This window comes from Parafrankia discariae (genome assembly GCF_000373365.1).
Taxonomy (GTDB): domain Bacteria; phylum Actinomycetota; class Actinomycetes; order Frankiales; family Frankiaceae; genus Parafrankia; species Parafrankia discariae.
In genome coordinates this window covers 1-26,517 of the sequence record NZ_KB891235.1, presented here as the reverse complement: position 1 = coordinate 26,517, position 26,517 = coordinate 1, and the positions used below count along the sequence as shown (strand labels likewise).

Genomic DNA, 26,517 nt, shown 5'->3' with positions numbered 1-26,517 from the left:
GACAACTGACAGTCAGACCGTCGCCGGTCGGGCCTGGTCGAAGAACATCCCCCTGATCAACAGCTTCAGGGCGTGCACGGTTGCGTGGTACGTGGCGGCGGGTGCGGTCAGCGCGTGTTCGTAGAGGCCCATGAGCAGTACGTCGATGGCGTTCGTGGCCGCCTGGACGTCGACGTGCTCCGTGAGGATGCCCTGTTCGCCGGCCTCGCGCACGATTCCGCTGACGACCTGGTGAATGGAGGTGACGATGGTGTCGCTTTCCGCGGCGAGGTGCAGGTCCGCGGCGCTCTCCACCCGGATCGCCCGGTCGAAGGGGACGGCGTGGGGATGGTCGCGGACCATTCTGTCGGCCTCGTCGAGTACCGCCATGAGCTTGTCGAGGACGCCGTCGACGGATTCCACGGCGAGGGTGAAACGGGGGATTGTCTGCTGGGCGATGTCGTGAAAGGTCTCCTTGACCAGCTCGGCCTTGTTCGGGAAGTAGTGGTAGAGGCTGCCGCTGGTCATGCCGGCGGCCCGGGCGATCTCGCGGATCGTGGCGCGCGCGTAGCCGACCTCGGCGACACAGCGCAGCGTCGCCTCAAGAACGCGCTGTCGTGTCTGATCGCCGCGAGAGCCGACCGGCCTGCCCAACAGCGGTGATGTGCCGGCCACGATCGTCACTCCGTGATCTGGACACCCTCGTAGCTTCGGAGCGTCTCCGGGTCGGGCAGCCGCATCTGGAGGTACACCGCGAGGTGGGAGATCCTGCCGTCGGGGTCGAAGTCGTAGACCGTCGCGGAGTTCACGGCTGTGCTGATCCCGGAGACCGTGCTGCGTTCCTCCAGCTCGAGCAGCACCACGTCGCCGGCCTCGGTGATCCGCCTGAACGAGCATTCCCACGTGGACGTCCGCGCCCACTGGGTCAGGAAGGCGGCGTACTCCGGCCAGTTCATGATCTCCTTGAACGGGCCGATCCGCTCGAAGGAGTCGACGGCGACCAGCTCGGCGACCGGTGCCCAGCTCTCGACCGAGAATCCGGGCTCCCTGCCCGTGTCGACCAGCTTTTTCATCAGCTGGGTGTACTCCAGCACGACCCGCGAGAGGCCGGTGTGGTCGCCGATGACCTCGTCGAGGTCGCGCAGCGCGAGCGCCATGATGATGCTCCCGGTGGTGAGGTCGGAGATCTTCCACGTGCGGGGACACGGAGGCACGGCACATATCCGGAGAACGTGCTCTGGGCTACCGCGCGGTGCTGGCGCACACTCCGGAGGTGCCGGGCGCCCGACCTGGGTCAGGGCGGCAACGGACACCCGTCGGCACTGTTGACGCGGAAAAGTAACCAATTGATTGATTAAGAGTATGATGCACGCCACACTCGGGCGCCGTCAAGCCGTCCTCCGCGGGCACAGGGACGGACCCGTGGGCCCTTCGAGGGCGACCGTGATCGTGACAGGCGGGGCGTCAGGCCCCGGGCGCGCGATCACCGAGCTGGGCCGGGGCCTGCCGGGTTCCCGTCGCCGGCCCGGATGATCGTCCTGCCAGCAACGACGGGCTCGCGGCGACGTGCAGGTGACGCGCCGACTCGACCTCGATGTACTCCGCCAGGTCCATCCGCTCCGCGGACAGCACGTTGGCCTTCATCATCCGCAGCGGGAACGGATGGTGGCCCGCGAGCTCGTCGGCCAGCGCGAGGACCTCGTCGTGCAGTGTGTCGGCCGGGAACAGCCGGGTGACGAGGCCGAAGGCGAGCGCGTCCTGCGCCGTCACCTTCTCCGGGAAGAACAGCAGCTCGCGAGCGCGGGCCGCGCCGACGAGCCGCGCGAGCGACCAGACGAGACCCATGTCCCCGGATACGCCGACCTTCAGGAAACCGGTCGCGAACCTGGCGCGGTCGGAGGCGAACCGGAAGTCGCACGCACACGCCCACCCCATCGCCGCGCCCGCGCAGCCACCGTCGATCGCGGCGATCGTCACCTGCGGCATGGTGTGCAGCAACGTCGACGCGTGGTAGACGGGGCCGAGTCGTTCCAGCGTCACCGGTTCCGTCGAGTGGCCGCCGGTGAGGTCGGCGCCGACCGAGAAGTCGTCGCCAGCGCCACGCAGCACAACGACGCGTGCGTCACTGGCGGGCACCGTGGAGAGCACCTCGTGGAGCTCCTCGCACATCCGCGTCGTCACGCCGTTGCGGCGGCCCGGCCGGTGCAACGTCACGATCGACACCGCGCCCCGCCTCTCCAGCAGCACGGATGGTTCCACGACGACCCACCTTTCTCGGATCGCCCAACGGCCGGGTGACCACGGGGGCATGAGTTCTGATCAGCTGGCCTGGCCGCGGGCGGGCTCGGGCCATCGTCTCAACGTATCGGACCCATCCAACGCGTTGACTGCAAAGTGAGTTGCTACGACGACGCGTCAGGTTCGACCGGGACGGACGGCTTCGGTTGGCGTTCTGGCCGCGGGCTCGGGCAGGTGCCGCCGTTGGGGGAGGAGGAGGGGGGTGGGGAGCAGGAGGGCGCCGGAGATGGTGATGGCGGTGAGTGGGCTGGTGAGTGTCGCGAGGACGCCCCCGATCACCGTGAGGGTCGCCTGGGCGAGTCTGCTGCTGATGCTCCATGCGCTGAGGACCTGCGCGGTGTGGTCGGCGGGAACGCGCCGGAGGCGTTCTGTCGCGTTGACGGGGTTGAAGACGCCCATGCAGGTGATCAGCAGGGCCTCGACGAGGATCACCGTGAGGAGTCCGGGCAGGCCCGGACGGGTCAGGGCGAGTCCGAGCGGAAAGATCGAGCGCAGCCAGCCGGAGACGATCAGGACGCGGTGCCGGCCGTGGCGGGTGACGAGGCGCGCGCAGAGGCGGGCGCCGGCGAGGCCGCCAAGGGCCGGGAGGCCGAAGGCGAGACCGTACTGCCAGGCGGGGAAGTGGTACTCGCCCAACAGCAGGACGGCCAGGAGTGGGCTGGTGGCCATGATCAGACCGCTGACCGTCACGGAGTTGAGGAACAGGCGTCGCAGCGCACGATCCTGGAGGATCAACCGCCAGCCGGTCAGCAGGTCGGTGGCGCGCGCCTTGGTACCCGGGTCGCGGTGCGCCACGACGTCGCCCCCGGAGATGCGGAGGATCCCGAGCGCGGAGAGCAGGTAGCTGACGGCGTCGGCGGCGACGGTGACGAGCGGGCCGAGCAGCCCGACGAGGGCTCCGCCGAGTGGCGGGCCGGCCGCGGTCGCCACCCAGCTCGTGCCCTCGAATCTGCCGTTCGCGACGAGCAGACGGTCCGCGTGGACGAGGTGTTTCAGGTACGCGCCGGAGGCGGCGGTGAAGGCGATGCCCGCCGTCGCGGAGAGGACCGAGACGGCCAGCAGCTGGCCGTAGGAGAGCAGGTCGAACAGGTGCGCGATCGGAACGCTCGCCAGGGCGAGGAACCGGAGCAGGTCCATCGCGATCATCACCGGGCGCTTGGCCCGGTGCTCGATCCAAGGCCCGAGCGGGACCGCGACGATCGCGGCGACGGCGAGGCCGGCGGCTCCCAACAGCGAGACGGCGAAGGCCGGCGAGTGCAGCACCCGGACGGCGATGAGCGGGAACGCCCCGAAGGCGATCCAGGTGCCGTAGGCGCTGACGGCGTAGGCCGACCACAGCCACCCGAAGCCGGACTCCAGTTCCACGCGCACAGGGCTCCTCACGGACAACTGATGGTTTGGATGCCCGAAGCACATCAGCCACGCTGGAAGGCGATCAAACAACCGATTTCTCGCGAGCTACAACGAATAGTTGTGCGTACCTACGATGAGTCGGTGGACACCGAGGCATTGCGATCGTTCGTCCGGGCGGCCGAGCTCGGGCAGCTGCAACAGGCGGCCGCCGAGCTGGGCGTGACGCAGCAGGCGATCTCCAAGCGGATCGCCGCCCTGGAGCGCGCGCTGGAAGTCCGGCTGTTCACCCGTAACGCCCGAGGGGTTGAGCTGACGCTCGACGGTCAGGCGTTTCTCCCGCACGCACGAGGCATCGTCACGGGTGCGGAGTGCGCCGTCGCCGCGGTCCGGCCGGGTTCCCGGGCCCTGCGGATCGACGTTCTCGGCCTACGAAGCGCGCAGGCCGTTGTTCTGCACGACTACTGGCGGTCGCATCCCGAGACCAACCTCGACGTGGTGACCCTCAGGGTCGACGACCCACGCCTGGCGGTCGCCGCCGTCGAGGCCGGAGAGATCGACGCCTCGTTTCGCACGGTCACCGACCCGGCCACGCTGCCGCGTGGCATGCGGATGATCCGCGCCTTCGACTCCCCGCTGGAACTTCTCGTCGGCCCGGGACATCCGCTCGCCGCGGCCCGCGCCCTGACCCCGGCACAGCTGCGCGGGCATCGGCTGTGGGTGCCGGGTATCGCGCCCCGAAGTGAATGGGCGGAGTTCTACGACCAGCTCGCCACCGATTTCGATCTGCGCATCGACGCGGCGGGTCCGCATTTCGGCGACGAGGTGCTCCTGGACATCCTCGCGGACTCCGCGGACATGGCCACCCTCGTCGGGGCCCGCGACCGCTATCTCTGGCCGACGAACCACGACCTGCGCCGCATTCCCATCACGAATCCGACGCTCGCGTACCCACTCTCGCTCATCATCTCCGGAACGAATCCACACCCGGGCCTCCGCGCGGTCATCGCCCACCTCGGGACCCTGCCGAGGCTGCCGGAGCCGGTCTGGTTCCCGTCCTGGGCACCGACGGCGGCGGGGGAGGACTAGGGAAGGCGCCAGTCGACGGGTTCGGCGCCCTGGGCGAGCAGGTGGTCGTTGGCGCGGCTGAACGGCCGGGAGCCGAAGAAGCCACGGTCCGCGGAGCGGGGCGACGGGTGGGCGGACTCGATCGTCGGGGTGCCGCCGAGAAAGGGGCGAAGGCTACGCGCGTCGGCGCCCCAGAGGATCGCGACCAGCGGGGTGCCCCGGGCGGCCAGGGCGCGGATCGCCTGCTCGGTGACCTCCTCCCAGCCCTTGCCCCGGTGCGCGCCGGGCTGGCGCGGCGCCGTCGTCAGCACCCTGTTCAGCAGGAGCACCCCCTGCCGGGTCCACGGGGTGAGGTCGCCGTTCGTAGGCCTGGGTACACCGAGATCCGCGCACAGCTCCTGGAAGATGTTCTCCAGGCTGCCCGGAAGCCGGCGCACTTCGGGCGCGACCGCGAAGCTGTACCCGATGGCCATGCCCGGGGTCGGGTACGGGTCCTGCCCGACGATCAGTACGCGGACGTCGTCGAAGGGCTGCTGGAAGGCCCGCAGTACGTGCTGGCCCGCCGGAAGGTAGCTGCGGCCCGCCGCGATCTCCGCGCGCAGGAAGTCACCCATGGCGGTGACGCGGTCGGCCAGCGGGTCGAGGGCCTTCGCCCAGCCCGGCTCGAGGATGTCCCGCAGAGGTTGTGCCGGCATGGCTGATCATCCTACCGGGGGTGCGGTGACAGCCCGGGGCGGACTCCCGCTGGAACGATGTGGCCATACGCCCCAGTGGCCATACGCCCCAGCTCTGGCTCACGGTGGCCGCTGCTGTCCCGGCAAGCCGGTCGGGCCTCGATGCCCGCCCGCTGACCGGCAGGCCGGCCTGCCGGTCAGCGGGTCGTCGGCCGGCTGCCGCTCATCCCGCGGCAGACCTGGCGGGCTGCTGTCCCGCTGTCAAGGGCGGCATCACGAACACCCGTCGCGCGTTACCCGGTCGAATTCCGGCGGGATAATATCCCCGCGACGGCCTGTCTCGCGAAAGACATCTTCAGCATTGGCTCCCAATCGCCTTTCTCCGGCATCGTGTGACCTGTTGGCGGCGGCGGATACCGCCGTTCGTATAACGGTCCGGTGAATTCTGCGGAGGTAGAAAATGGGCGGCATGTGGCGGGGCCGGAACGTACGCCGGTCATTGTGCGGCGGGCTCGCCGCCTCGGCTTTGGCGATCGTGGTCGCGGGATGCCAGGAGGGCGTCATCCCGGTGGACCCCGCGGCGGCTCCGCCGGCTCCGGCGGCCTCGGCAACCTCGGTGCCACTGCCGGCTTCGGCGGCTCCGCCCGCGCGAGTCGCCGTCGCGCCGACGAGAGACCTGCACGCGGCGGACTATGTGCTCACGGCGGGTGAGGAGACCGCGGGCTTCGAGAGTTCGGGCGGCGCTGACGACGAGAACAGCGACAGCAGCGCGATCCGCGCCCAGGTCGCCGCGTGCGTCGGAGTCCCCGACTACAATCCATCGCCGCCATCGGACGAGACGACCGGCGACACTTTCACCAACACCGAGGAATCCGATTTCCAGGCGATCAGCCGGGCGAAGATTCTTTCTGAGAGCCAGATCCGCCAGAACGCCGAGATCGTGACCAGTTCTGGTTTTGGTGACTGCTACCGCACGGCGTTGGAGGACCAGCTGGCGGGTGAGGACGAGAACGGCTTCACCTACGAGATCGTCGCGGTCGAGACCCCGCCCCCGCCGCAGGGGGCCACCGCACTGGTCCGCACCTCGATGGGCATCACGGACGAGTACGGCACCTACGGTTACGTCTTCGACACGATCTATTTCTATGTCGGCCAGGTGGCCGTCGAGCTCGACGTCACCAACATCCAGGACGTCCCGCCGCCGGTCATCGAACAGGGCCTCATCGACCAGATCGCCGCCAAGTTGACCGACCAGTAGCCACCGGGCCGCCGCACGGCCGGCCGGGACACGAGCTGGCCACTGGGCAGGGCCGGTACAGGAGCTGAGCGGTGTTCGCGGCGCCGACGGCCAGAGCGCCGTGCTGACTCGGTACGAGGGACATCGGGACCGGGGAGAGGACCGGGCGAGGACCGGGGCGAGGGCCGGGCGGGCTATCGGTACGACTTCCGCGGTCGCTGACGGTGTCAGGAGAGGGAGACGGCCCACGCGATGCCGTCGTGCGCCGCTGCCTGCCACCGGTTTACGACCTCGTCAGGCATCCGCCGGAGCGGACGGCTGCCCGCGCGCCCGGGCGACGGACCGGCGTCCCCCGGCGCCAGCCGGCCGTGGGTCGGCTGGCGCCGGCCAGCAGCTCGTTGCTTCGTCCATGATTGCGGGCAAGCTAGGGAAGTGAACTGTTCGTGGTGTGGCATGGGGGCGTGGGCATGGCCGCCAGGTGGATGACCCCAGGCCGGGATCCTCCGACGGCAGCGGCCGCACCGGTGGTGCTGCACGCGACGGATCGGACCCGGATCAGCCGGCTGGTGCTGCCGAGCGGTCGGGTGATCCGGAAGGAGCCGCTGGGGCCGGACGCGCAGCACCGGGTGCGCCATGAGGTCGAGATCCTCGAAAGGTTGGCGGGAGTCGAGGGTGTCGTGCGCCTGGCCGCCGGGGCGGCGCAGGACGCGAGATCGATCCTGCTGGTCGATGTCGGCGGCACGGCGCTGTCCCGGCGGGAGACTCCGCTGGAGCCGGTCGAGCTGATCGATCTGGCCGTGTCGCTGGCGCACGCGGTCGCGGAGATGCACCGCCGGGGGGTGATGCACCGGGACCTCTGCCCGGCGAACATCGTGCTAAGCGAGAACAACGGGGCGCCGTATCTGATCGACTTCGCGCTCGCCACGACCTTCTCGGTGGTCCAGCCGGAGTTCGCCCATCACGGGGCCGCGGTCGGGACCGTGCCGTACCTGGCACCGGAACAGACCGGACGGACCGGTCGTCAGGTCGACCAGCGGGCCGACCTGTACGCGCTGGGGGCCAGCCTGTACGAGCTGGCCACCGGCGCGCCGCCGTTCGGTACGGAGGACCCGATCAGGATGATTCATGATCATCTCGCTCGGGTTCCGGAGCCGCCGGACGCGGTCGAGCCGTCCGTGTCCCCCGCACTGTCAAAGATCATCATGCATCTGCTGGAGAAGGAGCCTGACGACCGCTACCAGACCGCCGAGGGGCTGGAGCATGATCTGACGCTGGTGCGCCGGGGCGTGATGGCGGTGCGCCCCGGCGAGCACGACCTCCCGACGCGACCACTGGCACCCTCCCGGCTGTACGGGCGGGACCGGGACATCGACCGGCTCCATGCGGCGTTCACCGAGGCCGTCACCGGGAAATCCCGCGGGGGCCTCGTCGCGGGCGCGCCAGGTGTGGGCAAGACATCCCTGGTCAACGCCCTGCGGCCGATCGTGGCCGGCGCCGGTGGCTGGTTCGTGGCGGGCAAGTTCGACCAGTATCGCCGTGACCAGGAGTTTGACGGAGTCCGGCAGGGGCTGCGGGCGTTGGGCCGGCTGTTGCTGGCCGAGCCCGACGACTACCTGGCCGAGGCGCGGGAACGGATGCTGCAGGCCCTGGGCCCCAACGCCGGCCTGCTGACGGCCACCGTGCCGGAGCTGGCGGCGCTGCTGAAGGTTCCGCCGAAGCCGGGCGATCCGATGACCGCCCAGGCGCGGCTGTCGCGCATACCGGTCGAGGTGCTGCGCGCCGTGGTCTCCCCGGAGCGGCCGGTGGTGTTCTTCGTCGACGATCTGCAGTGGGCCGGGCGCACGCCCCTGGGCTTCGTCGATCTGATCCTCACCGGCGAGGAACAGATCGCCGGGCTGTTGCTGGTCGCCGCCTACCGCGGCAGTGACATCGACGCCGCGCACCCGCTGGCCCCGATGCTGGCCCGCTGGTCTGACCAGGCGGCCGGCCCGTACCAGCTGCACCTGGGCAGCCTGCCGGCGGCGGGACAGGCGGCCATGGTCGCCGACATGCTGCACCTCGCTCCGGAGCCCGCCACCCGGCTGGCGCGGGTGATCGCCCCGTCCACCGGCGGCAATCCGTACGACGTCGTGGAACTTCTCAACTCGCTGCGGCGCGAAGGCGTCCTGACCCCGGGCGCGGGAGGTTGGCGATGGGATGAGAAGGTGCTGCGTCGCCGGCTCGACCGGGTGGAGGTGACCGCGCTCCTGGCCGCCCGGATGTCCGCGCTGCCGTCCGAGAGCGCCGAGCTGCTGGCGGTGATGGCGTGCCTGGCGGGCCAGGTGGATCTCGATCTTCTCTCGGCCGCGACAGGCCTGCCGCCGGGCGAGGTCGAGCGGCGGTTGGCGCCCGCCTGCAACGACGGCCTGCTGGTGCTGCAGTGCGACGGGCGACCCGGTGTCCGGTTCAACCACGACCGGACGCGCGAGGCAGTGTTGAGCGGCAGTTCGGCGGGGGAGCGGCGCGCCCGACAGCTGAGGCTGGCGCGGCGGCTGGCCGCCCGGCCGGAGTTCTTCGCCGTGGCTGCCGAGCAGTACCTGCAGGTCGTGGACATGGTGCGCAGCATCGGCGAGCGGCGCGGCATGGTCGAGCTCTTCCGGCGTGCCGCCGAAGAGGCGAAAGTGCTGAGCAGCTATCCGTTGGTGGAGAGGTTGCTGAGCGCAGCGGTCGGGCTTGTCGACCCGACCGACACCGATACGTTGATCGCCGTCCACACCGACCGGCATGCCGCTCTGTACTGCCTCGGTCGGTTGGACGACGCGGACGACACCTACCGGATCATCGACCGGTTGTGCACCCGGCCGACCCAGCTCACGTCTGCGACGATGGTCCAGGTCATCAGTCTCACCAACCGGGGCTGCGCTGACGAGGCGGTGCGGCTCGGCCTCGACCAGCTGCGGCGTCTCGGCCTGTCGGTTCCGGTGGATAAAGCGCTCGAGGAGGAGATCGACCGCGGGCTTGACGAACTTCGCCGGTGGATCGACACCACCGGCGAGTCGGATGACCTGCGCAAGCCGGAGATCACCGACCAGTCCCGCCTCGGCACCATCAGGCTCGTCAACCGGATCATGGTCGCGGCGTTCTTCTGCGACCACACGGTGATGGCCTGGCTGGCCATCGGAACTCTGCGGATGTGGGAACGCTACGGCCCGGATCGTGCCCTGGTGGGCCCGGCCAGCCACATCCCGATCGTGACCATTGTGCGCAGAGGTGACTATCACACCGGGTCACGCATCCTGCGACGGATCCTGGCGGTGGCGCGGGCTCGCGGTTATGAGCCTGACGTGTGGCAGGCGCTCTTCATCTACGTGATCACCTGTGGCCACTGGTTCACGCCTCTGGAGGACAACCTCCCCGACGGCCGTCGCGCGCTGGAGGGCCTTCTGACGGGCGGTGACCTGCAGAACGCGTGCTGGACCCACTACGCACTGGTGTGCGACCTGTTGGACTGCGCGCCGACGCTCGACGTCTTCGCCACGGCGGTCGAGGAGGCGCTCGCCTTCGCCCTGCGCACCGGAAACGGGCATGCCGAAGGAACGTTCCGGGCCTACCTGCGGATGGTGCGGGTGCTGCGGGAACCCGTCGAGCTGGCCGGTGACGACACCGCCGAGCTGAGCCTGCTGGCGGCCGACCCGTTCTCTCTCGCCAACCGGCATGTGGCCCGGGCTCTCGCCGCGGCGGTTCTCGACCACCCGGCCGACGCGGCGCGGCATGCCGCGGCCGTGATGCCCTGCGGGGCCGCGATCGAGACGAACTATCCCATGGCGGTGGCGCGGGTGCTGCTCGCTATGACGCTGGCGGCACGGGCGCGGGCCACGGGAGCGGATCAGCGCGACGCCGTGCTGGACGAGCTCGACGAACTGATCGGATGGCTGGCCGCGCGCGCGGCGGACGCGCCGAGCAACTTCCTGCATCTGCTGCGCCTGGTGGAAGCGGAACGGGCGTGGGCCGTCGAGGACTTCCACGAGGCGGCGTACATGTTCGACGTGGCGGTGCGCGAGGCGTCGGCCCGGATGCGCCCATGGCACCGGGCGCTCACGCTGGAACGCGCCGCGCGCTTCTACCTGTCACACGGCATGGAGGCGGCCGGCCTCGCGTTCCTGCGGGCCGCCCGGGGCCAGTACCTGGAATGGGGCGCGACGGCGAAGGTCGGTCAACTCGACTGGGCCTACCCGGCACTACGGACCACCGTCGCGGCCGCGCCCGCGGTGCCGATCGTCCTCCCGCAGGCGGAGCAGCCCGGGCGCCGCTCGACCGTGGCGACCGGCACTGTCGACCTGCTCGCCGTGGTCGCCGCCTCCCAGGCGCTCAGCTCCGAGACCAGCGTGGACGGCCTGCAGGCGAAAGTGGTGGGAATACTCTCCGAGATGACCGGCGCCACCAGCGTCCACCTCCTGCTACGAGAGAAAGAGCAGGACCGATGGCTGGTACCCACCGGAGCCGGCGGCACCGTCTCGCTCCAGGAGGCCGGCCGGCGGCGCCTGCTGCCGCTCTCGGTCATCCGCTACACCACCCGCACCCACGAACCCGTCGTCGTCGCCAACGCCACCCGGGACGACCGCTTCCACCGCGACCCCTACTTCGCCGGACTCAACCGCTGCTCGCTGCTCGCCGTCCCCGTCGTGACCCGGGGCAGCCTGCAGGCGATGCTCCTGCTGGAGAACCGGATGATCCGCGACGCGTTCTCCACCGAACGCCTCGAAGGCATAATGATCATCGCGGGGCAGCTCGCGGTCTCGCTGGACAACGCCCTGATCTACGCGTCGCTGGAACGCAAGGTCGTCGAGCGAACCAGGCAGCTTGCCGCGGCGAACCACCAGCTCGAGCAGCTTTCGATCACCGACCCGCTAACCGGGCTGGCCAACCGGCGGCGTCTTGAGGAGGTACTGGCCGTCGAATGGGAACGGGCCAGGAAGCACGCCGGGCCGATTGCGCTCGCGATGGTCGACATCGACCACTTCAAGCTCTACAACGACCACTTCGGGCACGCAGCCGGTGACCGGTGCCTACAGCGGGTCGCCGCCTGCCTCGCCGGGAACATCGGTGACGCCCTGCTCGCCGCCCGCTACGGGGGAGAGGAGTTCACCGTCGTGATGCCCGACACCGACCTGGGCACCGGTGCCCAGGTCGCGCGGCAGCTGTGCCGTGCCGTCGAGGACCTGGCCGCACCGCACCCGCTGACGGCCGAGCGCATCATCACCGTCAGCATCGGCGTCACCGCGGCAGTTCCCGCTGGTGCCGACGGCGCGGCGACGGGCGCCGGCATGGTCGCCTTCGTGAAGGCCGCGGACACCGCGTTGTACCGGGCGAAACACGGTGGACGTAACCAGGTGGCGACTGCGGAGCGGTGACGCCGCCGGCTCCGGACCGTCGCAGAAGCCTGGTAAGCCAACCGCGGCCCTCGCGGCCCTCGCGTGCCGCGCCGGGTGCACCAGCAGGCGGAGTTCGTCGGCGGTCACGCGGCCGATGAGCAGTACGTGGGAGCCGCCGCTATCCTCCGCCTGTGACCGGACGCGGCGGGACCCCGGGTGGGCGACGCGACGCGGACGGTGACCTGGGCCGCATCGAGATCCGGATCGAGGCCACCGACCTTCCCGGTCGCGACTGGGGACCCGGCGGCGACGCGGACCGCTACCGGAACCTCCAGGTCGCGGTTCAGCGGCGAAACCGCCCCCAGGACCTGCTCGACCCGCACTCCGGCGACGCGCCGCGGGCCGTCTGGACGCTGCCGGCCGCCATGACCCCCACACCGGCCGGTCTGGACATCACCGGTCCCTACGTCCAGGGCCGGCCCGGCGACCGGTTCATCTACCTGTCCTGGGGGGCGGTCGACAGCGCCGGCACCTTCACCATGTTCCGCCGAGCGAAGTTGATGCTCGACGCCGTCGATCCCGCCACTCTCGGCACCACCCGGGAACACGGCCTTCTCACCGCTCGCCTGGCACTCACCGACGCCAGGGGAGGTCCCCTCTGCGCGTCGGTGCGCCCACCCCTTGTCGAATGGAGCGCAGGCGAGGTTCGGCTGGGCGCCACACCACGCCGACCCGCACGCCGACCCGCCGAAGACGAGGACTGACCAGGCGCCGCACGCTATATGCGACGCACCGGGAAGTGCGCCGTCCGGAACGCTCCTGTGACGACACGTTTACGTCGTCATGAGCCCGGGAACGGCGGAGCCACCGCCGGTCGGCCGACCGGCGGATGCACGGCCCAGGGACGACGTGGTGCGATCGTCGGTGCGGTAGCCGGTCACCATCCGGCTTTGAACGTCTGCTCCGGCTTTGAACGTCCGCTGTCGGCGCGTCGTTTCCGGTGGCGCGATGTGGGGTGGTGAGAACGGCCTATGGGAATCGGATCTCCCCGTCAACCTCGTGAATCTCATGAACCTGATGGCGCCTGCCGGCGTCGTTGCCACGGTCCGCGAACGGCTGGATTCGCCCGCGGCGTCCTGAGCCGCGGCACCCCAGGAGGTCGGGGCGGCCGGTCCACGGCGGCCGGCGTGGGAGCACTGGTACTGGCGGCGGTGCTGGCCCTGGGCGCCTGCGGTGGTTCCGGCGGTGGCGGAGGCGGCCGCGGCCCGGTGCGGCTGACCTGGTACGTCTACAACGAGTCGTCCGGCTCGTTCGCGAAGGCGGCCGCGGACTGCTCGGCCGCGTCGAACGGCCGGTACACGATCGGCGTCAACATGCTGCCGAACGACTCGGACGGTCAGCGCCAGCAGCTGGTGCGGCGGCTCGCCGCCGAGGACTCCTCGATGGACATCCTCACGCTGGACGTCACCTGGACCGCCGAGTTCGCCGAAGCCGGCTGGACGGTGCCGTTCCCGGCGGCGGAGGCCAGGCGGCTCACCGACGGGATGCTGCCGGCCGCGGTGCGGACCGGAACCTGGGAGAACCAGCTCCACGCCGTGCCGCTGAACACCAACGTCCAGCTCCTGTGGTACCGCAAGGATCTGGTGCCGCGGCCGCCGCGGACCTGGGACGAGATGCTGGCGGACGCCCGGCGGCTGGCCGAGCAGGGCAAGCCGCACTACGTCGAGGTACAGGGTGCCCAGTACGAGGGCTACACCGTGCTGTTCAACTCGCTGGTGGCCTCGGCCGGCGGCCAGATCCTCAACGAGGACGGCAGCCAGGTGGTGCTGGGCGCGCCGGCGCGGAAGGCCGTCGAGGCGATCCGGGCGCTGGCGCACTCACCGGCGGCCGACCCGTCCTGGTCGAACCAGCGGGAGGACGACAACAGGCTCGCGTTCGAGACCGGTTCGGCCGCCTTCCAGTTGAACTACCCGTTCATCTATCCGTCGGCCCGGCAGAACAACCCGAAGCTGGCCGAGCGGATCGGCTGGGCGCAGTGGCCGACGCTGGTGCCCGGTCAGCCGTCGCACAGCACGATCGGCGGGTACAACCTCGCGATCGGCGCCCACAGCCGGCACCGGGCCGAGGCGGCCACCGCGATCGAGTGCCTGACCAGCCGGGACAACCAGATCCGCGACGCGATCGACGGCGGGCTCCCGCCGACCATCGAGGACCTCTACACCGACCAGGAGTTCATCGACGGCGGCTACCCGTTCGCGTCGGCCATCTACACGGCGTTGCGGAACGCCGGCGTGCGGCCGCGGACGCCGGCCTACCAGAGCGTGTCACTGCAGATCGCGCACACCCTCTCCCCGCCGTCCTCGGCGAGTCTCGGCCGGCTGACGGAGCTGCGCGGGGCGATCGCCGATGCCATCGAGTCGAAGGGACTGGTGCCGTGACCGCGAACAGAGCGGAGCTGTCGGCGCGGGCCCGGGCCGAACGCCGGCTCGGCTGGGCGCTGTGCGCGCCGGCGGTCATCGTCATCCTGGCCGTGACCGGCTATCCGGTCGGGTACGCCGTCTATCTGTCCCTGCACCGCTATGACCTGCGCTTCCCCGCCGACTCCGAGTTCGTCGGGCTGGCGAACTACGCGACCGTGCTGACCTCGTCGCTGTGGTGGCAGGCCCTCGCGGTAACCGTGATCATCGCGGTCATCTCGGTGACGATCCAGTTCGTGCTGGGGCTGACGCTCGCGCTGGCGATGCACCGGGCGCTCATCGGCCGCGGCCTGATCCGGACGGTGATCCTCATCCCGTACGGGATCGTGACCGTGGTCGCCGCGTTCGGCTGGCGGTACGCGTGGACACCTGACACCGGTTACCTGTCCGGCCTGTTCGGTGACGCCGCCCCGCTGACCTCGCAGGTCCACGGCATCGCCGTGATCATCCTGGCCGAGGTGTGGAAGACGACGCCGTTCATGGCGCTGCTGCTGCTCGCCGGGCTGGCGCTGGTGCCGGAGGACCTGCTGCGGGCGGCGAAGGTCGACGGGGCCACCGCCTGGCAGCGGCTGACCCGGGTGATCCTGCCGTTGATGAAACCGGCGATCCTGGTCGCGCTGCTGTTCCGGGTGCTGGACGCGTTCCGCATCTTCGACAGCATCTACGTGCTGACCGCCGGGGCGTACGACACCCGGTCGGTGTCGATCCTGGGCTACGACAACCTGTTCACGGCGCTGAACCTGGGCGTCGGCTCCTCGCTGTCGGTGCTCATCTTCCTCGTCGTGGCACTCGTGGCGTTCGTTTTCGTCAAGGGGTTCGGCGCCGCCGCGCCCGGTGGGGAGGGCCACCGCTGATGACCACTGTCACCTCGGCTCCCGTTCCCGCCACTGGCCGGGGCGCGGGGCGGGCTCGGCGCCCGGTACGGGACCGTACCGCGCTGCTCGGCTGGTCGGCCGCGAACCTCGGCATCGTCGGGCTGTCGCTGGTGCCGTTGCTGTGGCTGGTGTCGCTGTCGTTCAAGACCCCGGACAGCATCACCGACGGCAGCTTCATCCCGCGCGAGTGGACCTTCGAGAACTACCGGGAGATCTTCGGCGAGTCGCTGTTCACCCGGGCACTGCTGAACAGCCTGGGGATCGCGCTCATCTCCACCGCGCTGGCGGTGGTGCTCGGCTCGATGGCCGCCTACGCGATAGCCCGGCTCGAGTTCCCCGGCAAGCGGCTGCTCGTCGGCCTGGCCCTGCTGATCGCCATGTTCCCGCAGATCTCGCTGGTCAGCCCGCTGTTCAACCTGTGGCGCCAGATCGGCATCTTCGACACCTGGCTCGGGCTGATCATCCCGTACCTGACGTTCTCGCTGCCGCTGGCGATCTACACGCTGTCGGCGTTCTTCCGGGAGATCCCCTGGGACCTGGAGAAGGCCGCGCAGGTCGACGGGGCCACCCCGCGGCAGGCGTTCCTGCGGGTCATCGCCCCGCTGGCCGCGCCGGGCATGGTGACCACCGCGATCCTGGTCTTCATCTTCTGCTGGAACGACTTCCTGTTCGCCATCTCGCTGACGTCGACGGAGCGGTCGCGGACCGTCCCGGCCGCCATCGCGTTCTTCACCGGCGCGTCGCAGTTCGCCCAGCCGATCGGGTCGATCGCGGCGGCGGCCGTCGTCATCACCATCCCGATCATCATCTTCGTCCTGCTGTTCCAACGTCGGATCGTCGCCGGGCTGACCTCCGGCGCGGTGAAGGGATAGGCCCGCCCATGGCCGACATCGTTCTCGACCACGTCACCAAGCGGTTCCCGGACGGCCGGCTCGCGGTGGACGACGCCAGCCTGTCCATCGCGGACGGCGAGTTCGTCATCCTCGTCGGCCCGTCCGGGTGCGGGAAGTCGACCACCCTGAACATGATCGCCGGCCTGGAGGACATCTCCTCCGGCGAGCTGCGGATCGGCGGCAAGGTGGTCAACGACCTGGCGCCCAAGGACCGCGACATCGCCATGGTGTTCCAGAGCTACGCCCTGTACCCGCACATGTCGGTCCGGAAGAACATGGGCTTCGCCCTGGCGCTGGCGAAACGGCCGAAGGAGGAGATCGACCGGTTGGTCGAGGAGGCCGCCCGGGTGCTCGACCTCACCGAGCACCTGGACCGCAGGCCGGCCCAGCTCTCCGGCGGGCAGCGGCAACGGGTCGCGATGGGCCGCGCGATCGTCCGCTCGCCGAAGGCGTTCCTGATGGACGAGCCGCTGTCCAACCTGGACGCCAAGCTGCGGGTGCAGATGCGTACCGAGGTGTCCCGCATCCAGAACCGCCTCGGCACGACCATGGTGTACGTCACCCACGACCAGACCGAGGCGATGACGCTGGGCGACCGGGTGGCGGTGCTGCGGTCCGGGCGGATCCAGCAGGTCGGCACGCCGACCGAGCTCTACGGCCGGCCGGCGACCGTGTTCGTGGCCGGTTTCATCGGCTCACCCGCGATGAACTTCGTGCCCGCGACCCTGGAGGAGGGCGAGCTGCGCACCCCCCTCGGGGCGATCGTCCCGGACGAGCGCCAGCGCCGGCTGCTGGACGGCTGGACCGGGGCGGCGGCCGACCGCCGGTCGCTGATCGTCGGGGTGCGGCCCGAGCACTTCGAGGACGCGGCGCTGGAGCCGACGAAGGACCGCCCGGGCCTGCGGTTCACGGTCATGGTGGACGTGCTGGAACGGCTCGGCTCGGACAGCTATGCCTACTTCACCCTGGCGGGTGGGCGCGCCCGGACCGCCGACCTCGACGAGCTGGCCCACGACGCGGGCACGGTCGAGCTGTCCGGCAAGGCGGAACAGGTGGTCGCCCGGCTCGACGCGGCCAGCCGGATCCGGGAGGGCGAGCGGGCCGAGCTTTGGCTGGACGCCCACCAGCTGCACCTGTTCGACCCCGACACCGGCCGCAACCTGGACGCCCCGGCCCCGGCCCCGGCCGCCTGACGCGGCCCGGCCCGCTCCTTCGATTCCGCCGTCCCCATCCCTGCCCACCAGCAGTGAAACACGGCGCAAAGAAATGAGGAATAAATAGGGCAATCACGGCACTTCATGAAAATATGTACTTTCGCTGGACCGCGGCAGGCCCCATGCTCCTGGAGACATTCTTTCCCTTAGGAGCAGAACACCTGTGGCACATCTCAGAGCACGCCGCTGGATCATGGCGGCGAGTCTGCCGATAGTGGTCGGGGCCACCCTGACGACCCTTCCGACTCCCGCGAGCGCACTGTCGACCGACGTCGTCATCTCCGCCGTCTACGGCGGAGGCGGCAACTCGGGGGCGACCATCAAGAACGACTTCATCGAGCTGGCGAACCTCACCGCCAGCCCGGTCAGCGTCGCGGGCTGGACCATCCAGTACGCCTCGGCGGCCGGTGCCGTTTTCCAGTCGACGGCGCTGTCCGGCTCGATCCCGGCCAACGGCCGTTACCTGATCCGGCAGGCCGCCGGCGCGGGCGGCACGCTCGACCTGCCGACGCCCGACGCCACGGGCAGCGTCCCGATGTCGGCCACCTCCGGCGTCGTCGCCCTGGTCACCTCCACCATCCCGCTGGTCGGCTGCGGCATCAGCTGCGCTACCGCGCCGAACGTCAAGGACCTCGTCGGCTACGGCGCGACCGCCAACGTCGAGACCCTCGCCGCCCCCGGGCTGACCAACAGCACGGCCAACGCCCGCGGCGGCGCCCTGGTCGACACCGACAACAACTCGGTCGACTTCACCTCGGGCGTGCCGAGGGCCACCAACTCGGCCGGTGTCACCGTGTCCGCCGACGACCCGACCGACCCCACCGACCCGACCCCCGGCACCACCCGGATCCACGACGTCCAGGGCGCCGGCCGGATCTCCCCGATCGTCGGCCAGAGCGTCACCAACGTGCCCGGCATCGTGACCGCCGTCCGCGCCACGGGCAGCTCCCGCGGTTACTGGATGCAGGACCCCTCGGCCGACGCCGACCCGCTGACCAGCGAGGGCGTCTTCGTCTTCACGGGCAGCACCACCCCCGAGGTCGCCGTCGGCGACTCGGTACTGGCCACCGGCCGGGTCACCGAGTTCCGGCCCGTCGCCGGGGCGCAGACGCTGACCGAGCTCGGTGGCTCGATCAACACCGTCAAGCTGACCAGCGGCAACGCGCTGCCCGCGCCGATCCCGGTCAGCTTCCCCGACGCCTTCACCAAGACGGGCAGCCTCGAGGCCCAGCCGCTCGAGCCGGGCTCCTACGTGCTCGACTGGCTGGAGGTCCATGAGGGCATGCGGGTCACCGTCGCCCAGGACACCCGTCTCGTCAGCCCGGTCGACACCGAGTTCGGCGAGCTCTGGGTGACCCTGAAGCCGGCCCAGAACCCGACCCCGCGTGGCGGTTCGGCGTATGTCTCCTACGACGACCCCAACAGCGGCCGGCTGCTGCTGCAGGCCCTCGACGGCGCCCCCGCCGCCAACGTCGGCTCCACCCTCGCGGGCGGCTCGGTCGGCGTCGTCGACTACCAGTCGTTCGGCGGGTACGTCGTCCAGACCACCGCCCTCGGCGCCATCACCCAGGGCGGCCTCAGGTCGCAGAAGGTCACCCCGCCGAAGAAGGCCGGCGACCTGTCCATCGCCACCTACAACGTCGAGAACCTCACCGCCGCCGACTCCGACGCCAAGTACGCACGGCTGGCCCAGGCCGTCGTCGTGAACCTCGGCAAGCCCGACATCCTCGCCCTGGAGGAGATCCAGGACAACAACGGCACCGGCGGCGGCGGCGTCGTCGCCGCCGACCAGACCGTCGCCAGGTTCATCGCGGCGATCGCGGCGGCCGGTGGCCCGACCTACGCCTGGCGTTCGATCGACCCGGTCGACGGCGCCGACGGCGGCGCCCCCGGCGGCAACATCCGCCAGGTGTTCCTGTTCAACCCGGCCCGGACGACCTTCGTCGACCGTCCCGGCGGCACCGCGACCACGGCGGTGACCGTGCTCAAGGTGCGCCCGACCACCAACCAGGTCATGCTGTCGGCCTCCCCGGGCCGCATCAACCCGACCAGCTCCGCCTGGAACGCCAGCCGCAAGCCCCTGGTCGGCGAGTTTCTGTACGACGGCGACAAGCAGCTGTTCGTCGTCGCGAACCACTTCAACAGCAAGGGTGGGGACTACCCCCTCAGCGCCGCCGTGCAGCCGCCGAACCGGACCTCCGAGGCCCAGCGCGTCAGCCAGGCGACCGAGGTCCGCAACTTCGTCGCCGACCTGGCGGCCAAGAGCGGCAACACCGCCCGCGTGGTCGTGCTGGGTGACCTCAACGACTACCAGTTCAGCCCGACCCTGGCGACGCTGACCGACAACGGCGCGCTGCTGAAGCCGCTGATCAACGACCTGCCGGTGAACGAGCGTTACAGCTACGTGTTCGACGGCAACTCGCAGGCGCTGGACCACATCCTGCTCAGCCCGACGATCAAGGGCTACGCGTACGGCGTGGTGCACATCAACGCCGAGTTCTCCGACCAGGCCAGCGACCACGACCCGCAGATCCTCCGGATTCTGACCGGATGCGGGTCCGATCCGCTGCCGGAGCGCTGCCGTCCCGGCAACCCCGTGGTGGACGTCCCGTAGCACCCTCCCGCGATGAGAAGAAGCGCCCGTCCCCCGTGACGGGGACGGGCGCTTCTGGTGTCGCGGAGGGCCCGGTGACCAGCCACGGCGGCTCCGCGTCCACCCGGGGATCGGGCCGCTCAGCTGGCGGCCTTCTCCAGGACGTGCACGCCGCAGGCACTGCCGAGCCCGATGACGTGGGCGAGCCCGACACGCGCGCCCTCGATCTGCCGGTCCCCGGCCTCGGTGCGCAGGTGCTGGCAGATCTCCCAGATGTTGGCGATGCCGGTCGCGGCGATCGGATGCCCCTTGGACTCCAGCCCGCCGCTGACGTTGACCGGTGTCCGGCCGTCCCGCCAGGTCGCGCCGGAATTGAAGAAGTCGACCGCGCCGCCCTGCTCGCACAGCATCAGGTTGTCGTAGTGCACCAGTTCGGCGGTGGCGAAGCAGTCGTGCAGCTCGACGAGGTCCAGCTCCTCCGGGCCGATGCCGGCCTGCTCGTAGGCCCGTGCCGCGGCCTGCCGGGTGAGGGTGTTGACGTCCGGCAGGACCTGGCAGGCCTCCTGCCAGGGGTCGCTGGTGAGCACCGAGGCGCTGATCTTCACCGCGCGCCGGCGCTGCTCCGGGGAGAGCGTCCGCAGCCTGCGGTCGCTGACGACGACCACCGCGGCGGCGCCGTCGCAGTTCGCCGAGCACATCGGACGGGTGTTCGGGTAGGCGATCATGACGTCGTTCATGATCTGCTCGACGGTGAACCGCTTCTGGTAGGCGGCCAGCGGGTTGAGTGTCGAGTGCGCGTGGTTCTTCTCCGCGATCCGGGCGAAGAGCTCGAAGTCGGCGCCGCCGTAGCGGTGGCCGTACTCCAGGCCGATCTGGGCGAACACGCCCGGCATCGAGTCCGTGCCGACCCTGCCCTCCAGCGGCGTGATCGCCCCGAACCGCCCGGTGGGCGTCCAGGCTCCGCCCTTGTCCTGGCGCGGGGGAGCGCCGAGCAGTCCGGCGCCCGAGAGCATCTCGACCCCGACGGCCAGGCCGAGGTCCGCCTCGCCGGCCTTGATCTCCAGGAGCGCGACGCGCAGCGCGGTGGCGCCGGTGGCGCAGGCGTTGGCGACGTTGTAGACCGGGATGCCGGTCTGGCCGATCTGCTTCTGGATCTGCTGACCGAAACTGGAGCTCCCGGCGGTCAGGCTGCCGGCGGCGAGCACGCCGATGTCCCTGATGCCGACCCCGGCGTCGGCGAGCGCGGCCAGCGCCGCCTCGGACGCCAGGTCGACGTGGTCCCTGCCCGGGTGCTTGCCGAACTTCGTCATCGAGATCCCGAGGATCCAGACGTCCTCCGCCATCGCGGACCTTCCCCTAGTCGCGACGAGCCTGCTCAGGCGGGCTCGAACCCGTAACCGACCGCCTCGACGCCCGCGCTGTCCGCGCCGAGCGGAACGGTCGTCAGCCGCACCCGCATCCCGAGCCTCACCTGCTCCGGATCCGGATCGATGTTCACCAGATTGCCCCGCACGCGGGTCCCGCCGCAGTCGACGATCGCGGCGACGAACGGTACGGGGACACCCGGCGGGGCCACCGCCACGATCGAGAACGTGTACAGCGTCCCCTCGCGTGGGATGTCGACGGAGCGGAACGTGGTGTTGTCGCACGCCGCGCACGCGTTACGGCGGTCGAAATACCGCGCGGAACACTGCTCGCACTCGTGCGCGACTAGATGTGGCTCGTCATCCAGCACGAGATAGTCCACCAGTGCGATGCGATCCACCAGTGAATTGCGATCCGCCACCACATGCTCCCCACGTCCGAGCGTGCGTCCAGGAAATCACGCACGCATCACGACACATCTACAGGACGGATTTATCGGCCAGGCTACCCGCTTGGTTCGCCGTCGTCCATATTTACACTAGGTTGAAGTACATGTACTGTCAACCCGGTTCGCTGGAGGGAGGATGGGGATGAAGGTTTCCCTGACGGTGTCGGACTTTTTGGACCGGGCGGAGACGGTGTACCCGGACAGCCTGGGGGTGGTTGACGAGCCGGGCGGCCCGGGAGCATGGGGCCGGGTGTCCTACGCGGAACTGGCGGGCCGGGCCCGGGGGGTGGCGGTCGGGCTGGACCGGCTGGGCGTGGGGGTCGGCGAGCGGGTGGCGATCGTGTCCCCGAACTCGGCCCGCTTCCTGGCCTGTTTCTACGGGGTGTCCGGCACCGGGCGGGTGTTGGTCCCGGTGAACTACCGGCTGGGCGCCGAGGAGATCTCCTACATCCTCGAGCACTCCGGGGCGCGGCTGCTGCTGGTGGACCCCGACTACGCCGAACCGCTCGCCGAGGCGAAGGTGCCGGACCGGCTGGTCCTGGACGGCGCCACCGACAGCGAGCTGTTCGCCGCGGCGCCGCCGGGAGCGCCGGCCGGCTGGGAGCCGGACGAGGACGCGGTGGCCACCCTCAACTACACGTCGGGGACCACGGCCCGGCCGAAGGGCGTGCGGCTGACGCACCGCAACTGCTGGCTCAACGCCGCCTCGTTCGGCTGGCACACCGGTGTCAGCGACCGGGACGTGCTGCTGCACACCCTGCCGATGTTCCACGTCAACGGCTGGGGCATGCCGTACGCGGTCACCGGGATGGGGGGCAGCCATGTGATCATCCGCAGGATCGACGGCGAGGAGATCCTGGCCCGAGTCGCCGCCGAGGGCGTCACCCTGCTGTGCGCCGCCCCGGCGGTCATCGCCTCCGTGCTCGACGCCGCCACCCGCCGGGTCGCCGAGAACCGACTCGTCCCGGGTCGGGACACGGTCCGGATCGTGGTCGCCGGCGCCCCGCCGCCCAGCGCGATGATCGCCCGGGTCGAGGAGGAGCTCGGCTGGGAGTTCATCCAGATCTACGGGTCGACCGAGGCCTCGCCGCTGCTCACGATCAACCGGGCCCGACCCGGCTGGGCGGCCCTGCCCACCGAGGAACGTGCCCGTCGGCTGGCCGCCGCCGGCCCGCCCGCCCTCGGCGTCCGGTTGACCACCGACGCCACCGGCGAGGTCCTCATCCGTTCCAACCACGTCTTCGACGGCTACTGGGACCAGCCCGACCAGAGCGCCGAAGCCCTGCGCGACGGCTGGTTCCACACCGGCGACGGCGGCGTCGTCACCGACGCGGCGCTGACTCTCACCGACCGCAAGAAGGACGTAATCATCACCGGCGGTGAGAACGTCTCCTCCATCGAGGTCGAGGACGCCCTCTACCAGCATCCCGATGTCGCCGAGGCGGCCGTCATCGGTGTTCCCGACGCCAAATGGGGGGAGACCGTCAAAGCCCTCGTCGTGCTCCGTCCCGGTACCACCGTGACGCCGGAGCAACTCATCACTTTCTGTCGGGACCGTATCGCGCACTACAAATGTCCGACCTCCATCGAGCTCCGCACCGTGCTCGAACGCACCGCCACCGGGAAGCTGCAGAAGTTCAAGCTCCGGGCGCCCTACTGGAAAGACCACGAACGGCAGGTCAACTGACATGGCCGGCCTGTCCGGCGTCCGCGTCGTCGACTTCGGCCACCAGCTCGCGGGTCCGCTGACCGCGCTGTTGCTCGCCGAGGCCGGCGCCGACGTCGTGCACGTGGACCAGCCCGGTTCGGACCGGGCCGTCGATCCGGTCGACGCCTACGTCAACCGCAGCAAGCGGCGGATCACCCTGGACCTCGGCCGCGACGCCGACCGGGCCACGGCCCTCGAGCTCGTGGCGCGCGCGGACGTGCTGATCGAGAACTTCCGGCCGGGTGTCATGGACCGGCTCGGTCTCGGGACCGCGTCGGTCCGGGCCACCAACGAGCGGCTCGTGTACTGCTCGCTGCCGGGGTTCGCCGCCGACGATCCCAGGGCCTCGCTCGCCGCGTGGGAGGGCATCGTCCAGACCGCCGTGGCCGGTTACCGTCCGCTGCGGGAGCACTGGGATCCCTCGGGCCGCCGGCGGGCGGAGGTACGGGACCCGGCGGCGCCGCTGTTCACCCCGATCACGACGGCGTCCAACTTCGGCGCCCTGATGGGGGCGGTCTCGGTCGTCATGGCCCTGATCGCGCGGGAGCGTTCCGGCCGGGGGCAGCGGGTGGAGGTCCCGCTCGCGGAGGCGTTCGCGGAGGCCTACAGCACCATGCTGGGGATGCGGGTGTACGAGAACCCGCTGATGGGTGACAACCACCTGCTGCGAGACCTCACCTACGAATGCGCGGACGGCGGGATCATCGACCTCTCGCCGTACTCCAAGTTCGTCATCCCCCTCCTCGCCGCGGCGGGGGTGGCCGAGGAGTGGGAGCGCCTGGGCCTCATCGACGTCGCGGCCCGCGACTTCTCGCTGGAGCGTCGCGACCAGGCCATCGCGATGTTCGAGGACCTGGTCCGCAGCCGGCCGGCCTCCTGGTGGGACGAGGTGGCGGCCAGGGCACGGATGCCGGTGTCGATGGTCCGCACGCCCGCCCAGTGGGTCGCCACCGAACAGGCGGTGCGCTCCGGGACCGTCCTGACGCTCGACGACCCGCTGGCCGGCCCGACCGTGATGCCCGGCCGCAGCTTCGACCTGTCCCGGGCGCCCGCCCCGCCGCGGCCCCGCCACCTGCCCGACCAGGACCGCGACGCGCTGCTCGCCGAGCTGCGCGGGGCGCCCGCCGGCGCTGGCCACCCGGCCGTGCCGGCGGGTACGACCGGTGCCGCGGGTGCCCCCGCCGCCGCGGTGGATCTTCCGCTCAGCGGCTTCACCGCGCTCGACGTCAGCCAGGCGGTCGCCGGCCCCACCGCGGCCCGGCTGCTGGCCGACTTCGGCGCCGATGTGATCAAGGTGGGCAACCCGGTGCCCGCGGTGACCGACGGCATCGTCGGCCAGCTGCACCGCGGCAAGCGCGCCGTGCTCCTCGACGCCAGCAGCGCGCCGGGGGCCCGGCTCACCGCCGAGCTGATCCGGCGCTCGGACGCGCTGGTCACCAACTTCACACCGACGTCGCAGGCCCGCTACGGCATCGACTACGAGCGTGTCAGCGGGCTGAACCCCGAGCTGGTGCACTGCTCCATCACCGCCTACGGCCTGAGCGGGCCGTGGGCGCACCGCCGCGGCTACGAGAACCAGTGCAACGCGGCCACGGGCATGAGCTGGCGGTACGGGCACCGCTTCGGGTGGACGCTCTACCAGCCGACACCGATCAACGACGCCGGCACCGGCATTCTCGGTGCCTACGCGGTGGCCGTCGCCCTCTTCGCCCGGCTGAAGGGCGGGGGTGGCCAGCAGGTGGGCGCCTCGCTCGCCCAGGGGTCGACGTTCCACCAGGCCTCGTACCTCGTAGCGGAGGCATGGGGGAGTGCCGAGGCACCGGGTAACGCGGAGGCACCGGAAAGCGCGCAGGCACGGGGGAGCGCGGACGGGCCGGACGTGCTGCGCAACGAGTACGGCAGCAGCGCGCTGTACCGCTTCTACCAGGCGCGGGACAGCTGGTTCTTCCTGGCCGCCCGGCCGGGGCAACTGGCGGCTCTCCTAAGCGTGGCCGGTGCCGACGGCCAGGACGGCGCCGAGAGCTGGCCGGACCCGGGCGGCCCGCTGGCCCGTGACCTGGAGGCGCGTTTCGCGCGGCGCCAGGCCGCCTCCTGGATCGAGCGGCTGGCGTCGGCCGGCGTCGCCGCGCACGTGGTCGTCTCCATCGACCAGGCGGTCGACTACCTGCACCACCGCGGCGTGGTCTACTTCGAGCGCGGCCCGGGCGGAACCGACGTTCCCAGGCCGGGCATCGGCCGCTGGCTGTCGGAGACCCCGCCGGTGGTGGGCACGAACCCCGGGCCGATCGGCTCCCAGGCCGTCGAGATCCTCGCCGGCCTCGGGCTGACCGAGCCGGAGATGAAGGAGCTGGCCGAGGCGAACGTCCTCTGCCTGCCGGACGGACTGCCCGAGCTGCGCAGACTCACCTGACCGGGGGGCGCGCCTGTTCCGCTTCGGTGAGGTCGGCGGCTGGCCGATCTCACCGAAGCGTTGATCGTGGCGTGGTTCTGGTGGTCGGCGTCGGGTGATCTGGTTGCCGTGGCGCGCGTGCGGTGGCGTGGTTCCCGCCGGTCGGTGTCGGGTGATCTGACGCCGTGTCCGGTTTCTCGCCACGGGGTGGGGTGTTCCGTTCGCGCGACTAAAGGGCCGTGCGTGTCCGTTCCCGCCGGACCCTTGACGGATCAGCCTGAGCTGCGTTCCGCAAGCCTTCCCCGGCGGGGCCCCGATGAGACACCACCCGCCCCACCGCCCCCGGGCCGGGCCTTTCCACGCCCAGCGAGAGTGACAGAACCCCAGCTCGGGGGGCCTGCCGGTCCCTTGGGGGCCGTACCGGCGGCGCCGTTGGAAGACCATGCTGGCCGACCAGCACCTCCCACCCCGGCCCTCGGGGTCCATCCGGCCGACCGCCACACCCGGGCACGGCCCCAGACCCGCCGCCCCGGGATCCACCTGCCCACCCGACAACACCACAGACCGTTTCAGACAGCACCGTCACCACACCCGAGAA

General features: G+C 70.7%; 18 protein-coding genes. 11 read left to right on the top strand and 7 right to left on the bottom strand.

Translation table 11 applies throughout. From position 1 onward, the window contains the following. Positions 1 to 12: 12 nt before the first annotated feature. The 4 genes from B056_RS0123585 to B056_RS0123570 form a co-directional block, all read right to left on the bottom strand. Complete coding sequence (locus tag B056_RS0123585) at positions 13 to 663, bottom strand: TetR/AcrR family transcriptional regulator (protein WP_018504324.1); 651 nt, start codon at positions 661 to 663, stop codon at positions 13 to 15. Next, positions 660 to 1,136, bottom strand: a complete 477-nt coding sequence (locus tag B056_RS0123580; RefSeq protein ID WP_026240059.1) for a hypothetical protein — start codon at positions 1,134 to 1,136, stop codon at positions 660 to 662. The genes B056_RS0123585 and B056_RS0123580 overlap by 4 nt, the downstream gene beginning before the upstream one ends. 307 nt (positions 1,137 to 1,443) lie before the next feature. Next, positions 1,444 to 2,238 (bottom strand): enoyl-CoA hydratase/isomerase family protein, encoded by a 795-nt coding sequence (locus B056_RS0123575; RefSeq protein WP_018504322.1) that lies wholly within the window; start codon positions 2,236 to 2,238, stop codon positions 1,444 to 1,446. A gap of 156 nt (positions 2,239 to 2,394) precedes the next feature. After that, entirely contained in the window at positions 2,395 to 3,648 is a 1,254-nt protein-coding gene (locus B056_RS0123570) for an MFS transporter (RefSeq protein ID WP_020572663.1), read from the bottom strand. Between the two features lie 123 nt (positions 3,649 to 3,771). Between B056_RS0123570 and B056_RS0123565 the strand changes: the two genes are divergently transcribed. Beyond that, entirely contained in the window at positions 3,772 to 4,716 is a 945-nt protein-coding gene (locus B056_RS0123565; protein WP_018504320.1) for a LysR family transcriptional regulator, read from the top strand. Here the strand turns inward: B056_RS0123565 and B056_RS0123560 are convergent. Next, complete coding sequence (locus B056_RS0123560) at positions 4,713 to 5,390, bottom strand: uracil-DNA glycosylase (protein WP_018504319.1); 678 nt, start codon at positions 5,388 to 5,390, stop codon at positions 4,713 to 4,715. The genes B056_RS0123565 and B056_RS0123560 overlap by 4 nt on opposite strands. Positions 5,391 to 5,829: 439 nt before the next feature. On the opposite strand from B056_RS0123560, the gene B056_RS0123555 reads away from it, so the two are divergent. The 8 genes from B056_RS0123555 (at position 5,830) to B056_RS0123510 (ending at position 20,030) form a co-directional block, all read left to right on the top strand. Beyond that, positions 5,830 to 6,627 carry a hypothetical protein gene (locus tag B056_RS0123555; RefSeq protein WP_026240058.1) on the top strand — a complete coding sequence of 266 codons (798 nt, stop codon included), beginning with the start codon at positions 5,830 to 5,832 and terminating at the stop codon, positions 6,625 to 6,627. A gap of 446 nt (positions 6,628 to 7,073) precedes the next feature. Further along, entirely contained in the window at positions 7,074 to 11,996 is a 4,923-nt protein-coding gene (locus B056_RS0123550) for a diguanylate cyclase (RefSeq protein ID WP_026240057.1), read from the top strand. 152 nt (positions 11,997 to 12,148) lie between these two features. Further along, positions 12,149 to 12,721: a DUF5990 family protein gene (locus B056_RS37715; RefSeq protein ID WP_018504316.1), complete on the top strand. Its 573-nt coding sequence runs from the start codon at positions 12,149 to 12,151 to the stop codon at positions 12,719 to 12,721. Between the two features lie 423 nt (positions 12,722 to 13,144). Beyond that, a complete protein-coding gene (locus B056_RS0123530) occupies positions 13,145 to 14,395 on the top strand; it encodes an ABC transporter substrate-binding protein (RefSeq protein WP_018504314.1) in 1,251 nt (416 codons plus the stop codon). Beyond that, positions 14,392 to 15,288 (top strand): carbohydrate ABC transporter permease, encoded by an 897-nt coding sequence (locus B056_RS0123525; protein ID WP_018504313.1) that lies wholly within the window; start codon positions 14,392 to 14,394, stop codon positions 15,286 to 15,288. Before B056_RS0123530 ends, B056_RS0123525 begins: the two co-directional genes overlap by 4 nt. Next, the gene (locus B056_RS0123520) at positions 15,288 to 16,181 is read left to right on the top strand and encodes a carbohydrate ABC transporter permease (RefSeq protein WP_018504312.1); all 894 of its coding nucleotides are present in this window, start codon (positions 15,288 to 15,290) and stop codon (positions 16,179 to 16,181) included. Before B056_RS0123525 ends, B056_RS0123520 begins: the two co-directional genes overlap by 1 nt. Before the next feature lie 8 nt (positions 16,182 to 16,189). Beyond that, a complete protein-coding gene (locus B056_RS0123515; protein WP_018504311.1) occupies positions 16,190 to 17,395 on the top strand; it encodes an ABC transporter ATP-binding protein in 1,206 nt (401 codons plus the stop codon). 184 nt (positions 17,396 to 17,579) lie between these two features. Continuing rightward, a complete protein-coding gene (locus B056_RS0123510; protein ID WP_026240056.1) occupies positions 17,580 to 20,030 on the top strand; it encodes an endonuclease/exonuclease/phosphatase family protein in 2,451 nt (816 codons plus the stop codon). A gap of 119 nt (positions 20,031 to 20,149) precedes the next feature. Here B056_RS0123510 and B056_RS0123505 read toward each other — a convergent pair whose 3' ends face one another. Next, entirely contained in the window at positions 20,150 to 21,352 is a 1,203-nt protein-coding gene (locus tag B056_RS0123505; protein ID WP_018504309.1) for a thiolase family protein, read from the bottom strand. Positions 21,353 to 21,384: 32 nt separating this feature from the next. Then, positions 21,385 to 21,777 (bottom strand): Zn-ribbon domain-containing OB-fold protein, encoded by a 393-nt coding sequence (locus B056_RS0123500; protein WP_026240055.1) that lies wholly within the window; start codon positions 21,775 to 21,777, stop codon positions 21,385 to 21,387. 187 nt (positions 21,778 to 21,964) lie between these two features. Here B056_RS0123500 and B056_RS0123495 point away from each other — a divergent pair, with 187 nt between their 5' ends. Both B056_RS0123495 and B056_RS0123490 read left to right on the top strand, forming a co-directional pair. Further along, entirely contained in the window at positions 21,965 to 23,509 is a 1,545-nt protein-coding gene (locus B056_RS0123495; protein WP_018504307.1) for an AMP-binding protein, read from the top strand. Position 23,510: 1 nt separating this feature from the next. Then, positions 23,511 to 25,940, top strand: a complete 2,430-nt coding sequence (locus B056_RS0123490) for a CaiB/BaiF CoA transferase family protein (protein ID WP_018504306.1) — start codon at positions 23,511 to 23,513, stop codon at positions 25,938 to 25,940. Positions 25,941 to 26,517: the final 577 nt, after the last annotated feature.

Coding starts and splice junctions, on each gene's coding strand:
- B056_RS0123580 (WP_026240059.1), bottom strand. CDS start 1,136: ATGGCGCTCGCGCTGCGCGACCTCGACGAGGTCATCGGCGACCACACC.
- B056_RS0123560 (WP_018504319.1), bottom strand. CDS start 5,390: ATGCCGGCACAACCTCTGCGGGACATCCTCGAGCCGGGCTGGGCGAAG.
- B056_RS0123555 (WP_026240058.1), top strand. CDS start 5,830: ATGGGCGGCATGTGGCGGGGCCGGAACGTACGCCGGTCATTGTGCGGC.
- B056_RS0123550 (WP_026240057.1), top strand. CDS start 7,074: ATGGCCGCCAGGTGGATGACCCCAGGCCGGGATCCTCCGACGGCAGCG.
- B056_RS0123520 (WP_018504312.1), top strand. CDS start 15,288: ATGACCACTGTCACCTCGGCTCCCGTTCCCGCCACTGGCCGGGGCGCG.
- B056_RS0123515 (WP_018504311.1), top strand. CDS start 16,190: ATGGCCGACATCGTTCTCGACCACGTCACCAAGCGGTTCCCGGACGGC.
- B056_RS0123505 (WP_018504309.1), bottom strand. CDS start 21,352: ATGGCGGAGGACGTCTGGATCCTCGGGATCTCGATGACGAAGTTCGGC.
- B056_RS0123495 (WP_018504307.1), top strand. CDS start 21,965: ATGAAGGTTTCCCTGACGGTGTCGGACTTTTTGGACCGGGCGGAGACG.
- B056_RS0123490 (WP_018504306.1), top strand. CDS start 23,511: ATGGCCGGCCTGTCCGGCGTCCGCGTCGTCGACTTCGGCCACCAGCTC.